General features: G+C 60.3%; 23 protein-coding genes and 1 pseudogene. 21 read left to right on the top strand and 3 right to left on the bottom strand.

All coding sequences use genetic code 11. The annotated features are described in order from the left end of the window. The first annotated feature begins 234 nt into the window (after positions 1–234). The 18 genes and pseudogenes from rplN to rplQ form a co-directional block, all read left to right on the top strand. Positions 235–606 (top strand): 50S ribosomal protein L14, encoded by a 372-nt coding sequence (gene rplN / locus ACYU0X_RS12110; RefSeq protein ID WP_309406226.1) that lies wholly within the window; start codon positions 235–237, stop codon positions 604–606. Between the two features lie 2 nt (positions 607–608). Then, positions 609–953 (top strand): 50S ribosomal protein L24, encoded by a 345-nt coding sequence (rplX, locus tag ACYU0X_RS12105; protein WP_309406227.1) that lies wholly within the window; start codon positions 609–611, stop codon positions 951–953. Further along, entirely contained in the window at positions 953–1,522 is a 570-nt protein-coding gene (gene rplE / locus ACYU0X_RS12100) for a 50S ribosomal protein L5 (protein WP_309406229.1), read from the top strand. Before rplX ends, rplE begins: the two co-directional genes overlap by 1 nt. A 60-nt stretch (positions 1,523–1,582) precedes the next feature. Further along, entirely contained in the window at positions 1,583–1,981 is a 399-nt protein-coding gene (gene rpsH, locus ACYU0X_RS12095; RefSeq protein WP_309406230.1) for a 30S ribosomal protein S8, read from the top strand. A gap of 21 nt (positions 1,982–2,002) precedes the next feature. Beyond that, positions 2,003–2,539: a 50S ribosomal protein L6 gene (gene rplF / locus ACYU0X_RS12090; RefSeq protein ID WP_309406232.1), complete on the top strand. Its 537-nt coding sequence runs from the start codon at positions 2,003–2,005 to the stop codon at positions 2,537–2,539. A gap of 2 nt (positions 2,540–2,541) precedes the next feature. After that, entirely contained in the window at positions 2,542–2,913 is a 372-nt protein-coding gene (gene rplR, locus ACYU0X_RS12085; protein WP_309406234.1) for a 50S ribosomal protein L18, read from the top strand. Beyond that, entirely contained in the window at positions 2,910–3,599 is a 690-nt protein-coding gene (gene rpsE, locus ACYU0X_RS12080; RefSeq protein WP_309406236.1) for a 30S ribosomal protein S5, read from the top strand. Before rplR ends, rpsE begins: the two co-directional genes overlap by 4 nt. Positions 3,600–3,602: 3 nt before the next feature. Then, positions 3,603–3,809 (top strand): 50S ribosomal protein L30, encoded by a 207-nt coding sequence (rpmD, locus tag ACYU0X_RS12075; protein ID WP_309406238.1) that lies wholly within the window; start codon positions 3,603–3,605, stop codon positions 3,807–3,809. A gap of 1 nt (position 3,810) precedes the next feature. Next, complete coding sequence (rplO, locus tag ACYU0X_RS12070; RefSeq protein ID WP_309406240.1) at positions 3,811–4,263, top strand: 50S ribosomal protein L15; 453 nt, start codon at positions 3,811–3,813, stop codon at positions 4,261–4,263. 255 nt (positions 4,264–4,518) lie between these two features. Beyond that, positions 4,519–5,823 carry a preprotein translocase subunit SecY gene (secY, locus tag ACYU0X_RS12065; RefSeq protein WP_418907097.1) on the top strand — a complete coding sequence of 435 codons (1,305 nt, stop codon included), beginning with the start codon at positions 4,519–4,521 and terminating at the stop codon, positions 5,821–5,823. Then, a complete protein-coding gene (locus ACYU0X_RS12060) occupies positions 5,820–6,392 on the top strand; it encodes an adenylate kinase (protein WP_309406244.1) in 573 nt (190 codons plus the stop codon). The genes secY and ACYU0X_RS12060 overlap by 4 nt, the downstream gene beginning before the upstream one ends. Before the next feature lie 125 nt (positions 6,393–6,517). Beyond that, positions 6,518–7,348, top strand: a complete 831-nt coding sequence (map, locus tag ACYU0X_RS12055; protein ID WP_418907096.1) for a type I methionyl aminopeptidase — start codon at positions 6,518–6,520, stop codon at positions 7,346–7,348. A gap of 209 nt (positions 7,349–7,557) precedes the next feature. Beyond that, complete coding sequence (gene infA / locus ACYU0X_RS12050; RefSeq protein WP_309410423.1) at positions 7,558–7,779, top strand: translation initiation factor IF-1; 222 nt, start codon at positions 7,558–7,560, stop codon at positions 7,777–7,779. A 117-nt stretch (positions 7,780–7,896) separates the two neighbouring features. Next, complete coding sequence (gene rpmJ / locus ACYU0X_RS12045) at positions 7,897–8,010, top strand: 50S ribosomal protein L36 (RefSeq protein ID WP_071894985.1); 114 nt, start codon at positions 7,897–7,899, stop codon at positions 8,008–8,010. A 147-nt stretch (positions 8,011–8,157) separates the two neighbouring features. Next, a complete protein-coding gene (gene rpsM, locus ACYU0X_RS12040; protein ID WP_309406253.1) occupies positions 8,158–8,532 on the top strand; it encodes a 30S ribosomal protein S13 in 375 nt (124 codons plus the stop codon). A gap of 43 nt (positions 8,533–8,575) precedes the next feature. Continuing rightward, a complete protein-coding gene (gene rpsK, locus ACYU0X_RS12035) occupies positions 8,576–8,977 on the top strand; it encodes a 30S ribosomal protein S11 (RefSeq protein ID WP_309406255.1) in 402 nt (133 codons plus the stop codon). A 161-nt stretch (positions 8,978–9,138) separates the two neighbouring features. Beyond that, the gene (locus ACYU0X_RS12030) at positions 9,139–10,140 is read left to right on the top strand and encodes a DNA-directed RNA polymerase subunit alpha (RefSeq protein ID WP_461900943.1); all 1,002 of its coding nucleotides are present in this window, start codon (positions 9,139–9,141) and stop codon (positions 10,138–10,140) included. A 79-nt stretch (positions 10,141–10,219) separates the two neighbouring features. Beyond that, positions 10,220–10,666: pseudogene (rplQ, locus tag ACYU0X_RS12025) on the top strand (50S ribosomal protein L17); the annotation flags it as partial. 100 nt (positions 10,667–10,766) lie between these two features. Here the strand turns inward: rplQ and ACYU0X_RS12020 are convergent. Then, positions 10,767–11,177, bottom strand: coding sequence for a hypothetical protein (locus ACYU0X_RS12020; protein ID WP_461900941.1), 411 nt, complete (start codon positions 11,175–11,177; stop codon positions 10,767–10,769). 158 nt (positions 11,178–11,335) lie between these two features. On the opposite strand from ACYU0X_RS12020, the gene truA reads away from it, so the two are divergent. The 3 genes from truA (at position 11,336) to rpsI (ending at position 13,519) form a co-directional block, all read left to right on the top strand. Continuing rightward, positions 11,336–12,235, top strand: coding sequence for a tRNA pseudouridine(38-40) synthase TruA (truA, locus tag ACYU0X_RS12015; protein WP_461902804.1), 900 nt, complete (start codon positions 11,336–11,338; stop codon positions 12,233–12,235). Between the two features lie 301 nt (positions 12,236–12,536). After that, positions 12,537–12,980: a 50S ribosomal protein L13 gene (rplM, locus tag ACYU0X_RS12010; RefSeq protein ID WP_309406261.1), complete on the top strand. Its 444-nt coding sequence runs from the start codon at positions 12,537–12,539 to the stop codon at positions 12,978–12,980. 38 nt (positions 12,981–13,018) lie between these two features. Continuing rightward, entirely contained in the window at positions 13,019–13,519 is a 501-nt protein-coding gene (gene rpsI, locus ACYU0X_RS12005) for a 30S ribosomal protein S9 (RefSeq protein WP_461900939.1), read from the top strand. A gap of 119 nt (positions 13,520–13,638) precedes the next feature. Here rpsI and ACYU0X_RS12000 read toward each other — a convergent pair whose 3' ends face one another. Together ACYU0X_RS12000 and ACYU0X_RS11995 are read right to left on the bottom strand one after the other, a co-directional pair. Continuing rightward, complete coding sequence (locus ACYU0X_RS12000) at positions 13,639–14,844, bottom strand: HipA domain-containing protein (RefSeq protein ID WP_461900937.1); 1,206 nt, start codon at positions 14,842–14,844, stop codon at positions 13,639–13,641. Then, positions 14,837–15,115 carry a helix-turn-helix domain-containing protein gene (locus ACYU0X_RS11995; RefSeq protein ID WP_461900936.1) on the bottom strand — a complete coding sequence of 93 codons (279 nt, stop codon included), beginning with the start codon at positions 15,113–15,115 and terminating at the stop codon, positions 14,837–14,839. Before ACYU0X_RS11995 ends, ACYU0X_RS12000 begins: the two co-directional genes overlap by 8 nt. Positions 15,116–15,336 lie beyond the last annotated feature (221 nt).

The following is a 15,336-nucleotide window of genomic DNA, read 5'->3' as shown; positions in this document are numbered from 1 at the left end:
AAGGTTCTGTGCGCATTGTCTCCGGGGACTATCCACCTCCGATTCGATGCAGCGTGACCGAGACACCGTTTCGGCAACGCAGCACGGCTTCGATATTTTACGCCTCGGCCCTGCCGCCAATTGGGATCAGCATTCGGTGCGCCCGCGTCGGTGGGGGTAAGCGATCGTATCGGAGGGACCATATCCGTTCCGCAAGGCTCCCTAGGAGAACCAGCGAGACGACAGGAGTAATAAGTGATTCAGCAGGAGTCGCGACTCAAGGTTGCCGATAACACCGGTGCTAAGGAAATCCTTACCATTCGTGTTCTCGGTGGCTCGAAGCGTCGCTACGCAGGCATTGGCGACACTATTGTCGCTACCGTCAAGGATGCAATTCCGGGCGGCAACGTAAAGAAGGGCGACGTCGTCAAGGCTGTCGTCGTTCGCACCAAGAAGGAAGTTCGTCGCGCAGACGGTTCCTACATCAAGTTCGACGAGAACGCCGCAGTGATCCTCAAGGGTGACGCTGGCGATCCTCGTGGTACTCGTATCTTCGGCCCAGTGGGTCGTGAACTTCGCGACAAGAAGTTCATGAAGATCGTTTCCCTGGCTCCGGAGGTGCTGTAACCATGGGTGCAAAGATCAAGAAGGGCGATCTGGTCCAGGTACTGGCCGGCAAGGATCGTGGCCTGCAGGGCAAGGTCCTGAAGGTGTTCCCGGCAGCCGAGCGTGTTCTGGTGGAAGGCGTTAACCGCGTCACCAAGCACACCAAGGCAACCCCGACCGAGAACGGTTCGCAGGGCGGCGGCATCGTCGTTGTCGAGGCTCCCGTGCACGTTTCGAACGTGGCCGTTGTGGATCCCGAGACCAAGAAGCCTACCCGCGTTGGTTTCCGCGAGGAGACCGTTGAAAAGAACGGCGTCAGCAAGACCGTGCGCGTCCGTTACGCCAAGGCTTCCGGAAAGGATCTGTAATGACTGAAGCAGCCACCAAGATCCAGCCACGTCTGAAGACCAAGTACACCGCGGACATCCGTCCGGCGCTGCAGGAGCAGTTCAACTACTCCAACCCGATGCAGGTTCCGACCCTTACCAAGGTTGTTGTGAACATGGGTGTCGGCGAGGCCGCCAAGGATTCCAAGCTGATTGAAGGCGCCGTGCGCGACCTGACCGCTATCACCGGTCAGAAGCCAGTGGTGACCCGTGCTCGCAAGTCGATCGCACAGTTCAAGCTGCGCGAAGGCATGCCGATCGGTACCCACACCACTCTGCGCAACGATCGCATGTGGGAATTCGTGGACCGCCTGATCACCCTGGCACTGCCGCGTATCCGCGACTTCCGCGGACTGAGCGACCGCCAGTTCGATGGCAACGGCAACTACACCTTCGGTCTGACCGAGCAGTCCATGTTCCACGAAATCGATCAGGACAAGATCGATCGCGTGCGTGGTATGGACATCACCGTGGTGACCACCGCCAAGACCGACGACGAAGGCCGCGCCTTGCTTAAGGCACTGGGCTTCCCGTTCAAGACCGAAAATTAATCGCAACTACGTTACAGGTCCGATTCAAGGAAACCGTAACGAGGAAGGGCTGAAGCCCACATGTCTATGACAGATCCAGTCGCAGATATGCTGACTCGTCTGCGCAACGCCAACTCGGCTTACCACGACACCGTGTCGATGCCGTCGAGCAAGCTGAAGGTGCGCATTGCCAACATCCTGAAGGAACAGGGCTACATTGCCTCCTTCGAGGAAGAGGCTGCCGAAGTCGGCAAGAAGCTGACCATCACTTTGAAGTACGGTCCGACCCGCGAGCGTTCGATCGCTGGCGTGCGCCGTATCTCCAAGCCAGGTCTGCGCGTTTACGCGAAGTCCACCAACCTGCCGCACGTGCTCGGTGGTCTTGGCATCGCAATCCTGTCCACCTCCTCCGGTCTGCTTACCGACCGTCAGGCTGCAAAGAAGGGCGTGGGTGGGGAAGTCCTCGCCTACGTCTGGTAACGGGAAGGAAGGGAATACACAATGTCACGTATTGGACGTCTTCCGATCACCGTCCCGGCCAACGTTGAGCTCACGATCGATGGCCAGCAGGTCTCGGTCAAGGGCCCGAAGGGTGAGCTTTCGCTGACCGTTTCGGCTCCGATCACCGTTGCCAAGGACGAGAACACTGTTACCGTCACCCGTCCGAACGACGAGCGCGAATCGCGTTCGCTGCACGGGCTGACCCGCACCCTGATCAACAACCTGATCATCGGTGTCACCGAGGGATACGAAAAGAAGCTCGAAATCCATGGCACCGGTTACCGTGTGCAGGCCAAGGGCTCGGACCTGGAGTTCGCTCTGGGTTACTCGCACCCGATCACCGTTTCGGCTCCTGCCGGCATCACCTTTGCCGTTGAGGGCAACAACAAGCTGACCGTTGCTGGCATTAGCAAGCAGCAGGTGGGCGAGGTTGCCGCCAACATCCGCAAGCTGCGTAAGACCGAGCCTTACAAGGGCAAGGGCATTCGCTACGCCGGCGAACAGATCCGCCGCAAGGTCGGAAAGGCTGGTAAGTAATTATGGCTATCGGAATCAAGGGCAAGAGCAAGTCCGCTCAGCGTGGCCGCCGTCACCTGCGTGTGCGCAAGCGCATCGTTGGTACCGCCGCTCGTCCGCGCTTGGTGGTCAACCGTTCGGCTCGCCACATCTTTGTACAGATCGTGGACGACGCCAAGGGCATCACCCTGGCAAGCGCCTCGACCATGGAAGCCGACCTGCGCGCAAGCGAGGCCGACAAGACCGCAAAGTCCAAGCGCGTTGGTGAGCTCGTTGCAGAGCGCGCCAAGGCTGCTGGCATTGAGGCCGTCGTCTTCGACCGTGGCGGTAACAAGTACCACGGTCGCGTTGCAGCAGTGGCTGACGGCGCTCGTGAAGGAGGGCTGGCACTGTGAGCGAAGCAACTAACGAGAAGGAAACTCAGGTGGCTGAAGCAACTGAGGCAGTCGAGACCGCCGCGACTGAGAACACCAACTCCCGCCGCAACGAGGGCCGTGGCCGTCGTAGCGAGGGTGGCCGTGGTCGTGGTCGCGATCAGAAGGATAACCGCAACGAAGACAAGGACAAGTTCCTTGAGCGCGTTGTAGCTATCAACCGTGTGTCCAAGGTCGTCAAGGGTGGTCGTCGCTTTAGCTTCACCGCACTTGTCGTTGTCGGTGACGGCAACGGCCTGGTTGGCGTTGGCTACGGTAAGGCTAAGGAAGTTCCTGCAGCTATCGCCAAGGGCGTTGAAGAGGCCAAGAAGTCCTTCTTCCGCGTACCGCGCGTTGGCAGCACCATCCCGCACCTGGTGAAGGGTGAGGCCGCCGCTGGCGTCGTCATGCTTCGCCCGGCCGCTCCCGGTACCGGTGTTATCGCCGGTGGTCCGGTTCGCGCCGTGCTGGAGTGCGCAGGCATCCACGACATCCTGTCGAAGTCGATGGGTTCGAGCAACCAGATCAACATCGTTCAGGGCACCATTGCTGCACTGAAGGCTCTGGAAGAGCCTCAGGCAGTGGCAGCTCGCCGCGGTCTTCCGCTGGACGAGGTCGCCCCAGCAGCAATGCTGCGTCACATCCAGACCCAGAAGGCAGGTGCTTAAGCAATGGCGAAGAACATTGTTGCAAGCGACGCCCAGCTGGAAATTACCCTGGTCAAGTCGATCATCGGTGGCAACCAGACTCAGCGCGACACCGTTCGCTCGCTGGGCCTGAAGCGCGTGGGCCACACCGTGGTTCGCACCGCCGATCCGGTGACCGTTGGCATGCTCAACAAGGTCCCGCACCTGTTGAAGGTTGAGGAGGCTAAGTAACATGGCTGATGAAAAAGCACTGAAGATTCACCACCTGCGTCCGGCCGAAGGCGCCAAGACCGCCAAGACTCGCGTCGGCCGTGGTGAAGGCTCCAAGGGTAAGACCGCTGGTCGCGGTACCAAGGGTACCAAGGCTCGCTACCAGGTGAAGGCTGGCTTTGCCGGCGGCCAGCTGCCGCTGCACATGCGCCTGCCGAAGCTGCGTGGCTTCAAGAACCCGTTCCGCGTCGAGTTCCAGGTTGTTAACCTGGACAAGATCAGCGAACTGTTCCCCGAGGGTGGCGACGTCACCGTCGAGGCACTGGTTGCTAAGGGCGCCGTCCGCAAGAACCAGCCCGTCAAGGTGCTGGGCACCGGCGAGATCACGGTCAAGGTCGATGTGAAGGTTGACGCCTTCTCGTCCTCCGCAGCCGAGAAGATCGCTGCTGCCGGCGGTTCGGCTAACACCCTCTAAGCGGGATTAGCTAAAGACGAACCCCGTCGATCACGTCCAACTGGGCGAGATCGGCGGGGTTCGTCATTTAATCTCGTAGTTTAGGTCACGTTTCGCTGATAAGCTGACTGACAAGGGAAAGAATCCTGCCGACTTCGTTCATATAGCGAATAGCCTCGTGCGCTATTTGGCGTGGACGTATATCAGACGGCTAGAATCATTAGGTCACAGCATGAGCCGAAAACCCGGCTCAGGCAATTAAAATCAGGAGGACGCTTGTTCAGCGCCATAGCCCGTGTATTCCGCACGCCTGACCTGCGCAACAAGCTGTTGTTCACCATCGGGATCATCGCGATCTATCGTGTCGGTGTTTTCATCCCGGCGCCCGGAGTGAACTACGGCAACGTGCAGCAGTGTCTGGCAATGGGTCAGACTTCCGGTGGTCTCTACAATTTTGTGAACCTATTCAGTGGCGGGGCACTCTTGCAGGTGTCCGTCTTCGCCATGGGTATCATGCCGTACATTACCGCCGCCATTATCGTGCAGTTGCTCCGTGTGGTGATTCCGCACTTCGAAACCCTGCACAAGGAGGGCCAAGCCGGCCAGTCGAAGCTGACGCAGTACACTCGCTACCTGACGATCGCGCTCGGCCTGTTGCAGGCCACCACGCTGGTAACCCTGGCGCGGACCGGTGCATTGTTCCCCAGCTGTACGCTGCCGCTCGTACCCGAAGATAACCTCATCACGATCCTGCTGATGATCGTCACCCTCACCGCGGGCACCGGCCTGATCATGTGGATGGGTGAGCTGATCACCGAGCGTGGTATCGGTAACGGTATGTCGATGCTGATCTTCATCTCCATCGCCTCGGGCTTCCCGGCCGCCATGGGCGCCATCCTGCGTCAGCAGGGTTGGGGCATCTTCGTCGGCGTGATCCTCATCGGCCTGCTGGTGATCGGTCTGGTCGTCTTCGTGGAGCAGTCCCAGCGCCGCATTCCGGTGCAGTACGCCAAGCGCACCGTGGGTCGCCGCACCGTGGGTGGTACCTCCACCTACATCCCGTTGAAGGTCAACATGGCCAACGTAATCCCGGTGATCTTCGCCAGCTCGATTCTGGCGCTGCCGACCATGATCGTGCAGTTCAACCAGCGTCCCGATGGCACGCTGCCGGACTGGGCTATCTGGTTGCAGGCCCACGCCTCGAGCAGCTCGCCGATCTACATGACGGTGTACACCTTGCTGATTATCGGTTTCGCCTACTTCTACGTGGCCATCACCTTCAACCCTGAAGAGGTCGCGGACAACATGAAGAAGTACGGTGGCTTTATTCCGGGCATCCGCGCCGGACGCCCCACGGCAAACTACCTGCAGTACGTGATTTCCCGTATCACCTTCCCGGGCTCGCTGTACCTGGCATTCGTTGCGCTGATCCCGCTGATCGCGTTCGTGCTCATCAATGCCGACCAAAACTTCCCATTCGGCGGTACCTCGATCCTCATCATGGTTGGTGTGGGTCTGGAAACCGTCAAGCAAATCAATGCTCAAATGCAGCAACGAAACTATGAAGGACTATTGCGATGACGCGACTGTTGATCATTGGCCCTCCCGGGGCCGGTAAGGGCACCCAGGCCGTAAAGATTTCCGAGCGTCTGGACATCGTCGCGATCTCCACCGGTGACATCTTCCGTGCCAACGTCAAGGGCGGCACCCCGCTGGGCGTCGAGGCCAAGAAGTACATCGACGCCGGTAACTTCGTTCCGGACTCGGTAACCAACAACATGGTCAAGGACCGCCTGGCCCAGGACGACGTGGCCAACGGCTTCCTGCTCGATGGTTACCCGCGCACCAGCGCCCAGGTCGACGCGCTCGATGAGATCCTGGGCGAGCAGGGCCAGCAGCTGGACGCCGTGCTGCAGCTGACCGCCGACGACGAGGAGCTCGTCGAACGCCTGCTGAAGCGTGCCGAGATCGAGGGCCGCGCCGATGACACCGAAGAGGTCATCCGTCACCGCCTGAGCCTGTACCACGCAGAAACCCAGGTCGTCGTCGACCGCTACGAGGAGCGCGGCATCGTGCGCAAGGTGGATGGCATCGGCCAGATCGACGAGGTCACCGACCGTGTCCTCGCGGCACTGAACGTCAACGCCTAAATATCACCGCAGCGTGTCCAACGCCGTGCCGGTTCCCACACTGGGATCCGGCACGGCGTTTGGCGTTGTGAACTAGAATTGAGCACGTTGCCAGGGCAACGGCCGCAAATAGACAAGGAAGAGTGTTGGGAATCGGACAGCCACGGATCGAGTACAAGAACAACCAGCAGCTGCTGAAAATGCGCGAAGCCGGCCTGGTGCTGGCCGAGGCCTTGGACGAGGCCTGCGCCTTCGCCAAGCCGGGGGTCACCACCGCCGAGGTCGACCGTGTCTTCGGTCAGGTCCTCGAACGCCACGGGGCCACCAGCAACTTCCTTGGCTACCACGGCTTCCCCGGACGGATCTGCGCCTCGGTGAACCACGAAGTGGTGCACGGCATCCCGGGCTCCTATGAGCTCAAGGACGGGGACGTGCTGAAGATCGACGGGGGAGCGATCGTCGATGGCTGGCACGCGGACTCCGCGCGCACCGTGCTGCTGGGCACCGTGGACCCAGCCGACCAGCGCCTGAGCGACATCACCGAGCAGGCCATGTGGGCCGGAATCGCCGCGGCCGCCAAGGCCCGCTTCATCGGGCAGATCGGCGAGGCCATCGACGAGTACGTCACCTCGCAGCCCGGCGACGAGCTGGGCATCCTCGAAGACTACTGCGGCCACGGCATCGGCTCACAGATGCACATGGCCCCGGATGTGCTCAACTACAACTCCGGACATCGCGGCCCACGCATCAAGCCGGGCATGGCCCTGGCGATCGAGCCGATGCTCGTGCGCGGCGGCATCGAAACCAGCACGCTGGCCGATGACTGGACCGTGGTCACCGACGACAAGGCCAACGCCTCGCAGTGGGAGCACACCGTGGCCTTCCACCTCGGCGGGCTGTGGGTGCTGACCGCCCACGACGGCGGCGCCGCCGGCCTGGCTCCCTTCGGTGTGGAGCCTTCGCCGATCCGCTCCTAACCGGAAGTGTGGGATCGAATCGGTGCCCACGTGCTCAATCTAACATCGGTGGCCGGGTCCAATGATTTGTCCGGCCCCCGTCAATAGCGTATGCTTGACTGTTGGTTGTCTGTTTAAGTGTGCCCAAAACTCAGCGCGGGTACACGCACAGTCAGCCGGAACAAATACTTGTTGATGGAAACATTAACTACAAAAAGTTAGCGGGGAAAATGGCCAAGAAGGAAGGTGTCATCCAGGTAGAGGGCACGGTGACCGAGGCGCTACCCAACGCGATGTTCCGCGTTGAGTTGCCGAACGGACACGTGGTGCTTGCCACTATCTCGGGTAAAATGCGCCAGCACTACATCCGTATCCTCCCTGAGGATCGGGTGCAGGTAGAAATGAGCCCATACGACCTCAACCGTGGTCGTATCGTTTACCGCTACAAGTAAACAGCCAGCTGGATGAATCATCACCGGTAGCGTGACACACGCCGCCGGTGCTGGAATGTCCTGGGACGCAACGTTTACAGCTCCACATTTAACTGCAACCGCAAGAGGAGTAAACCCTTGAAGGTTAATCCTAGCGTGAAGCCGATCTGCGACAAGTGCAAGGTGATTCGCCGCAACGGTCGCGTCATGGTGATCTGCGAGAACCCACGCCACAAGCAGCGTCAGGGCTAATCCCTTACGGGATTCCCACGCGTAGTCAATATAGGCAGTACCGCATCGGGCAACCGGTGCACACCCCCGGATTCGGAGGCCGGGGCCACCAGAAACTTTGGTGGAAGGTACTGCTCCAGACCTCCGTTCGTTGAAAGGTAGCCACATATGGCTCGTTTAGCAGGCGTGGATATTCCACGCGAAAAGCGCGTAATCATCGCGCTGACTTACATCTACGGCGTGGGCAAGACCCGTGCAGAAGAGACCATCGCGGCCACCGGGATCAACCCGGACACCCGCGTGAAGGATCTCACCGACGCTGAACTGGTTCAGCTGCGTGACTTCATCGAAGGCACCTACAAGGTGGAAGGTGACCTGCGCCGTGAGGTTCAGGCCGACATCCGCCGCAAGGTTGAAATCGGATCCTACGAAGGTCTTCGTCACCGTAAGGGCCTGCCGGTCCGCGGTCAGCGCACCAAGACCAACGCTCGCACCCGCAAGGGCCCGAAGCGTACCGTAGCCGGTAAGAAGAAGGCTCGCTAAATTTTAGCGGCCTAACTCATAAACCTTTTTCGTAGGAGAAGAAATGCCCCCAAAGACTCGTGGAGCGGTACGTAAGCCGCGTCGCAAGGACAAGAAGAATATTGCGCAGGGACAGGCGCATATCAAGAGCACCTTCAACAACACCATCGTTTCGATCACCGATCCGACCGGTGCTGTGATCTCGTGGGCTTCGGCCGGCGAGGTAGGCATGAAGGGCTCGCGTAAGTCGACCCCGTACGCAGCGCAGATGGCCGCCGAGGCCGCTGCCAAGCGTGCACAGGAGCACGGCATGCGCAAGGTCGACGTTTTCGTCAAGGGCCCAGGCTCGGGACGCGAAACCGCGATCCGCTCGCTGCAGGCTGCTGGCCTTGAGGTTGGATCCATCCAGGATGTTTCCCCAAGCGCACACAACGGTTGCCGCCCACCAAAGCGTCGCCGCGTCTAATTGATTCGCTAGGCTAGGCCTAAGAACGTCACCGAACCGTGATACGGGTCGGTGACCTCTTAGACCCACGCCTGCACCACAGACGAACGGCCACCGTGGCTACCGTCGTTTCCACCCCCGTGTTGCGTCATATAGCGGACGCTCGCCGAAAGGAAATGTAAGTGCTCATTACGCAGCGCCCAACCCTGACCGAAGAAGTAGTTGCCGAAAACCGCTCCCGGTTCGTTATTGAACCACTGGAGCCAGGCTTCGGTTACACCCTTGGTAACTCGCTTCGCCGCACCCTGCTGTCCTCGATCCCTGGTGCAGCTGTCACCAGTGTTCGTATCGACGGCGTGCTGCACGAGTTCTCCACTGTAGCCGGTGTCAAGGAAGACGTGACCGAGCTGGTTCTGAACATCAAGAACCTGTCGGTATCTTCCGAGCACGACGAGCCGGTCGTCGCCTACCTGCGTAAGCAGGGCCCGGGCGTCGTCACCGCCGCGGATATCACTCCGCCGGCCGGTGTTGAGTTCCACAACCCTGATCTGCACATCGCCACCCTGAACGCCAATGGCAAGTTCGACATGGAACTGACCATTGAGCGTGGCCGTGGCTACGTGTCCGCCTCTCAGAACAAGAGCGCCGACGGCGAGATTGGCCGCATCCCGGTCGACTCGATCTACTCGCCGGTGCTGAAGGTGACCTTCCGCGTGGAGGCTACCCGTGTTGAGCAGCGCACCGACTTCGATCGCCTGATCGTGGACGTTGAGAGCAAGGAATCGATCACCCCGCGCGATGCAGTGGCATCCGCCGGCACCACCCTGGTGGAGCTGTTTGGCTTGTTCCGCGAGCTGAACACCGCCGCCGAGGGCATCGAAATCGGCCCATCGCCGACCGATGCTGCGCTGGCCGCCGACATGGCGCTGCCGATCGAGGATCTGGAACTGACCGTTCGCTCGTACAACTGCTTGAAGCGTGAGGGCATCCACACCGTGGGTGAACTCGTTACTCGCTCCGAGGCCGATCTGATGGACATCCGTAACTTCGGTGCGAAGTCCATTGACGAGGTCAAGGCAAAGCTTGTCGAACTGGGTCTGGCCCTGAAGGATTCCCCTCCAGGCTTCGATCTGGCCGCTCGCAGCGCCATCGAGGACGAGGACGCTTACGACGAGGGCCTCTAAGCCTTAGTCTCGCGACACACTACTTCATCCGTCCCGCCGGTTACCGGAGGGAACGGGTTATTCATCTAGGAGAACCACCATGCCTACCCCCACCAAGGGTCCGCGTCTCGGCGGCAGCGCAGCACATGAGCGACTGATCCTCGCTAACCTGTCTGCACAGCTGTTCGAGAACAAGAAGATCACCACCACCCTGACCCGTGCCAAGCGTCTGCGTCCGCACGCCGAGCGCTTGATCACCTTCGCAAAGCGCGGAGATCTGGCCTCGCGTCGTCGTGTCCAGGCCGTTATCGCTTCGCGCAGCCGCACCAACAAGTCGGTCGTTCACGAGCTGTTCGAGAACATCGCACCTGTTATGGCTGACCGCCAGGGCGGTTACACCCGCATCACCAAGATCGGCAACCGCAAGGGCGACAACGCCCCGATGGCTGTCATCGAACTGGTGATGGAGCCGGTATCGCCGAAGCAGGCCGTTGTGAAGGAAGCCACCCAGGCTACCGAGCAGGCCGCAGAAGCCACCACCGAAGAGGCCTAAGCCCCTTCGCGTGAGTAACGCATAGAAGAACCCTCCAGAGACATCGTCGCTGGAGGGTTCTTCGCATTTAACTCTTTAGCGCATCGGGTCGTTCTTAGCCTCCGAGCCCGCCGCAGACCTCGCTGAGCTTCGTCAACGAGCCCTGCATATCGGTGAGGAACTGCGGGTCCTTGGCGAACTCCAGAACCTTGGCGGTATCGGGCTTTCCATCCGCACCCACCAGTTCCCCCATCTTGCTGAACGCCGTGGAAATGTTGGATAGGTCGTTCTTGAAATCCGATTCGGTGCGCTCGGCGATTTCTTGGATCTTTGGGGCCGCCTCGGCGAGCTTGCCAAAGTTGCTGGGATCGGTGGCCGCCCCGGCGGTAATACCGGCTTGCTGCACCGCCTCCTTGACCTCGGTACAGGCCTGTGCGTCGCTGAGCGAATCACTCGAGCAAGAGGTGAGAACACCGGCGGCGATCAGCGGGGTAACGGCCAGTGCGGCTAAGCGGTGAGCCTTCATAGGGTGGGTCCTTAGTGTCGTGAAGCAATCCAGCGAGTGTTCTGTCGCTGGCCATACTTCCATAGCCCCACCAAATTGAGAATTGATCGACCCCGAGATGACACGAGGCGCTATCGGCCTGGGCGATAATGGATCATATGCAGGAGCCCGAAAACCCGATGCTAGCCAGCCTCTTCAGCGATTCAGACATCAGCGAACCCGCACTGCGGCGTATTAAGCTGACGCTGGGTTACGACGGTTCGCAATTTCATGGCTGGGCCCGCCAACCCAACGTGCTTGGCGTCCAGCAGGTGCTCGAGGAAGCCCTGGAAACGTTGATCCGCCGCACCGTGCGCGTGGTGGTGGCCGGCCGCACCGACGCCGGGGTGCACGCCCGTCATCAGGTGGTGCACTTCGACCTCACCAATGCCGAATACGAGGCTCTGCCGCGGCGTTCACTGCTGGATCCTCCGCAGGCGCTGGTACGTCGCATCAACGGAATCCTCTCGCGCCACGAAGGTGCACTCTGGGTTCACGATGCCGAATTGGCTCCCGAGGGTTTTGACGCACGCTTCTCGGCCATGCGTCGACGCTATTCCTACCGCATCGCCGACGGCGTGGCCCGCTGGGATCCCTTGACTCGCCACCTAGCCACCTGGCACCGCGAAGAACTCGACGTGAAGCTCATGCACGCCGAGGCGCAATCGGTCTTGGGACGCCACGACTATTTGAGTTACTGCAAGCCACGCGAGCACGCCACCACCATCCGTACCCTCGAGGAGTTCACCTTCACCAGGGGAGCGGACGGGCTGATCGTGGCCCACCTGGTGGCCGATGCCTTTTGCCACAATATGGTGCGCGCGCTGATTGGGGCGGCCATGATGGTCGGGGATGGGCGTGAAGAGCCCGGCTTCCTCGCCCGCAGGCTTGAGGCGATGGTGCGCGACTCGAAAACCAAGCTGGCTCACCCGCGGGCGCTGGTGCTCGAAGAGGTCAGCTACCCCGCGGATGACGAGCTGGCAGCCCGCGCCGCGCAGACCCGAGCCAAGCGTGGCGCCGATGAGGTCGACGGGCGCTAATTGAGGTGTCCTTGCTCACGGCCAGTGGTGAACTTTTGGTGGCAACGGCTTTAATCCGGTAATGTTAATGAAGTTGTGTATGTCCTTGTTCGACACTACGCGCCATGGCGTGACGGTTTAGTTGCATAGCCACTGGTCTGCTGGGCGCGCGAACTTTACATGGACGGCCGGTTAGTTTAGTCCTCACCTGACGTACTGGTCCAAACACAAGAACAACACGACAGTGCTCGTCACTGGGGGATCTCACGCCTCGATACAAGCGACTGTTTGACCAGAAACGAATCAACGTAAGGCAATTACTGTGCGTACGTACACCCCAAAGCCGGCTGACCAGACTCGTCAGTGGTATGTCATCGACGCCACCGATGTTGTGCTCGGCCGCCTCGCCGTCCAGGCCGCAACCCTGCTGCGCGGCAAGCACAAGGCGACTTTCGCCTCGCACATGGATATGGGCGATCACGTCATCATCATCAACGCTGAGAAGGTAGCGCTGAGCGGCAACAAGCTGCAGCAGAAGCGCGCCTACCGCCACTCCGGTTTCCCGGGCGGCCTGAAGAGCGTCAACTACGCCGAGCTGCTGGAGAAGAACCCGGTTCTCGCCGTGGAGAAGGCCATCAAGGGCATGCTCCCGAAGACCAAGTTGTCCGCTGCCCAGCTCTCGAAGCTGAAGGTCTACCGTGGCGCCGAGCACCCGCACGCTGCTCAGGCCCCGAAGGCACTGGAAATCACCCAGGTCGCTCAGTAGTCCTGGCCCCGAGAAAAACAACTTACTAGGAGATTATCGTGGCTCAGAACGCTGAAGAGATCACTGAATTCGAAGGCGAAGCTCCTTCGTCGTACACCACCGAGACCAACGCCTCGACCGCTGTGGCCGAGACCGAGCGCGCACCGCTGACCGTTCCGGGTGCAGCTGTGGGTCGCCGCAAGCAGGCTATCGCCCGCGTGCGTCTGGTTCCGGGTTCGGGCAACTGGACCCTGAACGGCCGCGCACTGGACGACTTCTTCCCGAACAAGCTGCACCAGCAGGACGTCAACGAGCCGTTCAAGGTTCTGGGCCTGGAAGGCGCCTACGACGTTATCGCTCGCATCCACGGCGGTGGCCCTTCGGGTCAGGCCGGTGCGCTGCGCCTGGGCATCGCTCGTGCACTGAACGAGATCGACCGCGACGCTAACCGCCCGACCCTGAAGAAGGCCGGTTACCTGACTCGCGACGCTCGCGTCATCGAGCGCAAGAAGGCTGGTCTGAAGAAGGCCCGCAAGGCTTCGCAGTTCTCGAAGCGCTAAACCTTCACCGGTTTCAACCGAAGGCTCCATCCCTCGTGGATGGGGCCTTCGGGCATTTAACGGAACCAGCGACCTCATCTACTTAATGGCTGCTATGCCCGGTGGCATAGCCCGTCCGCCTAGAGGATGTTCCGTAGCGAGTCGGTCAGGATCACGTCGATTCGCTCGAGCGCGCGTGAGTGAACTCCGGCCGCGGCGAAAGAGTCGTGCCCCTGTTCGCCGATGACCGTTGCAACGTCCCTCACGATGGCGATAACCCGATCCGTATCCAAGGATTCTACGCGAGCAAGCTTCCGCCAGTGATCGAGGTGCACTTCTTGAGGGTGTTTCGCTCCGGCGATTCGCATCGCGAGCTTGCTTTCAAGGTGCGGCCAAACGCGCGTGGGGAGCGAATCGTAGATCGGCGTGAGCGTAATTTCCTTTTCGAGGCGCACCGAATAGTTCTTAGCGTGTGCATCGGCATTGCCGATCATCGTGTTGAACGCCAGCATTCTCACGAAAACGTAGCGCTGCTCTGCGTCGGCGACTTGGCGTAGCAGATCCAGAATTTGCGCGGCGGTAATTCGATACTTACTCTCCGGGCCGAGGCCAAGACTTTGAGCCAGGTCCTCAATGTGTTGGCGACGCGCAACTCCCGTGGGTAGCGGTTCCCGGTCAAATCGTTCGGTCACATAAGAGCGTTCGCCCAGGAACTCCATGACCCCAGCCCACGGTGCTTGTATGCCGGCCGCCTTGGCTAGTGTAAGGGCGCCCGCTTCGAGTTCATGGGCTTGCTCGAATCGAGCCTGCGCGGGCTTGAAAATGTGTGTGGAGGGAAGCTGAGCTGTCGACCAGAGCCAGTGGGCGCCGACCTTAGCCAGAGTGAATTTGCCTTGAGCGCCAGCCAGGGACATTCTCACCTGACCCAGTTGCTCAACCTCTAACCACGCATCCTTATTCTGGCGCAAAGACAGGATGCGGTCGGCAATTTCGTCTTCGCTGACAACGCGAGCCGGCTTCGTATCGGCCAGAGGCTCTCGGCCGTCGGGTAGTAGGGATAGCGCCCCGGCGACGTCTTCGCCCATCTGGGTCAGAAGGTCGAAGGGCGTATTTGGAACGCCGAGGTTTCGGGCCCATGCTTCCCGGACATCCTTATTGTCGGGCAACAGGTTATCCAGGAGATTTCGTGGCGCGCTCTTAGTGTGGGGTCCAAATCGCGGGATCGATAGGGAAATGGGAGCAGCGGAGGCCATTTCCTCATACTGGAACGTGACGACACCTCGTGAGTTTCGCTCAAACCGGCCAACAGGTTCATTGTCTCGCCACGCGTTGAGAATCTCAGTCATGCTGAGCCCCGTCGCGTAGGGCTCCACTTCCGTCAAAGGCCCACTGGGTCGTCACCGGAATCGCTCGCGGTTTCAGATCGAGTGCCACGAGGACATCTAAAACCTTTCCGACCTCGGCCCGCGGACGGCCTGCCTCGATATCGACCAAAAAATGTTGGCTCACCCCAGCTTTGTCGGCGAGCTGTTCGATCGAGAGATGATGTGCCAAACGTTCGGTGTGCACGACGGAGGCCAACCGCTCCACGGTATGAATGAATGGTCGCTCCGTCATGCTCCAATTCTACGTTTGATGTCAACAGATGTGCAGGTGCATGGACTTCAAGGTCCCGCGATGCGTCGCGAGACAGCGGGCAAAAAACTGGATCGTGTGACCTTTTCACGCGGCCAGTACTGAGAGGTGAACGGGGATGGAGCAGAGGGCCGCATAACTCTCGAATTCGCTTGGCGAGTGCGCAAGGACGCCTGTTCCACGCGATATCAAGCTCGATCCGA

It is taken from the genome of Glutamicibacter sp. X7 (assembly GCF_054889245.1).
Note: the sequence above shows the minus strand (reverse complement) of the source record. Positions and strands in the feature narration are given on the sequence as shown.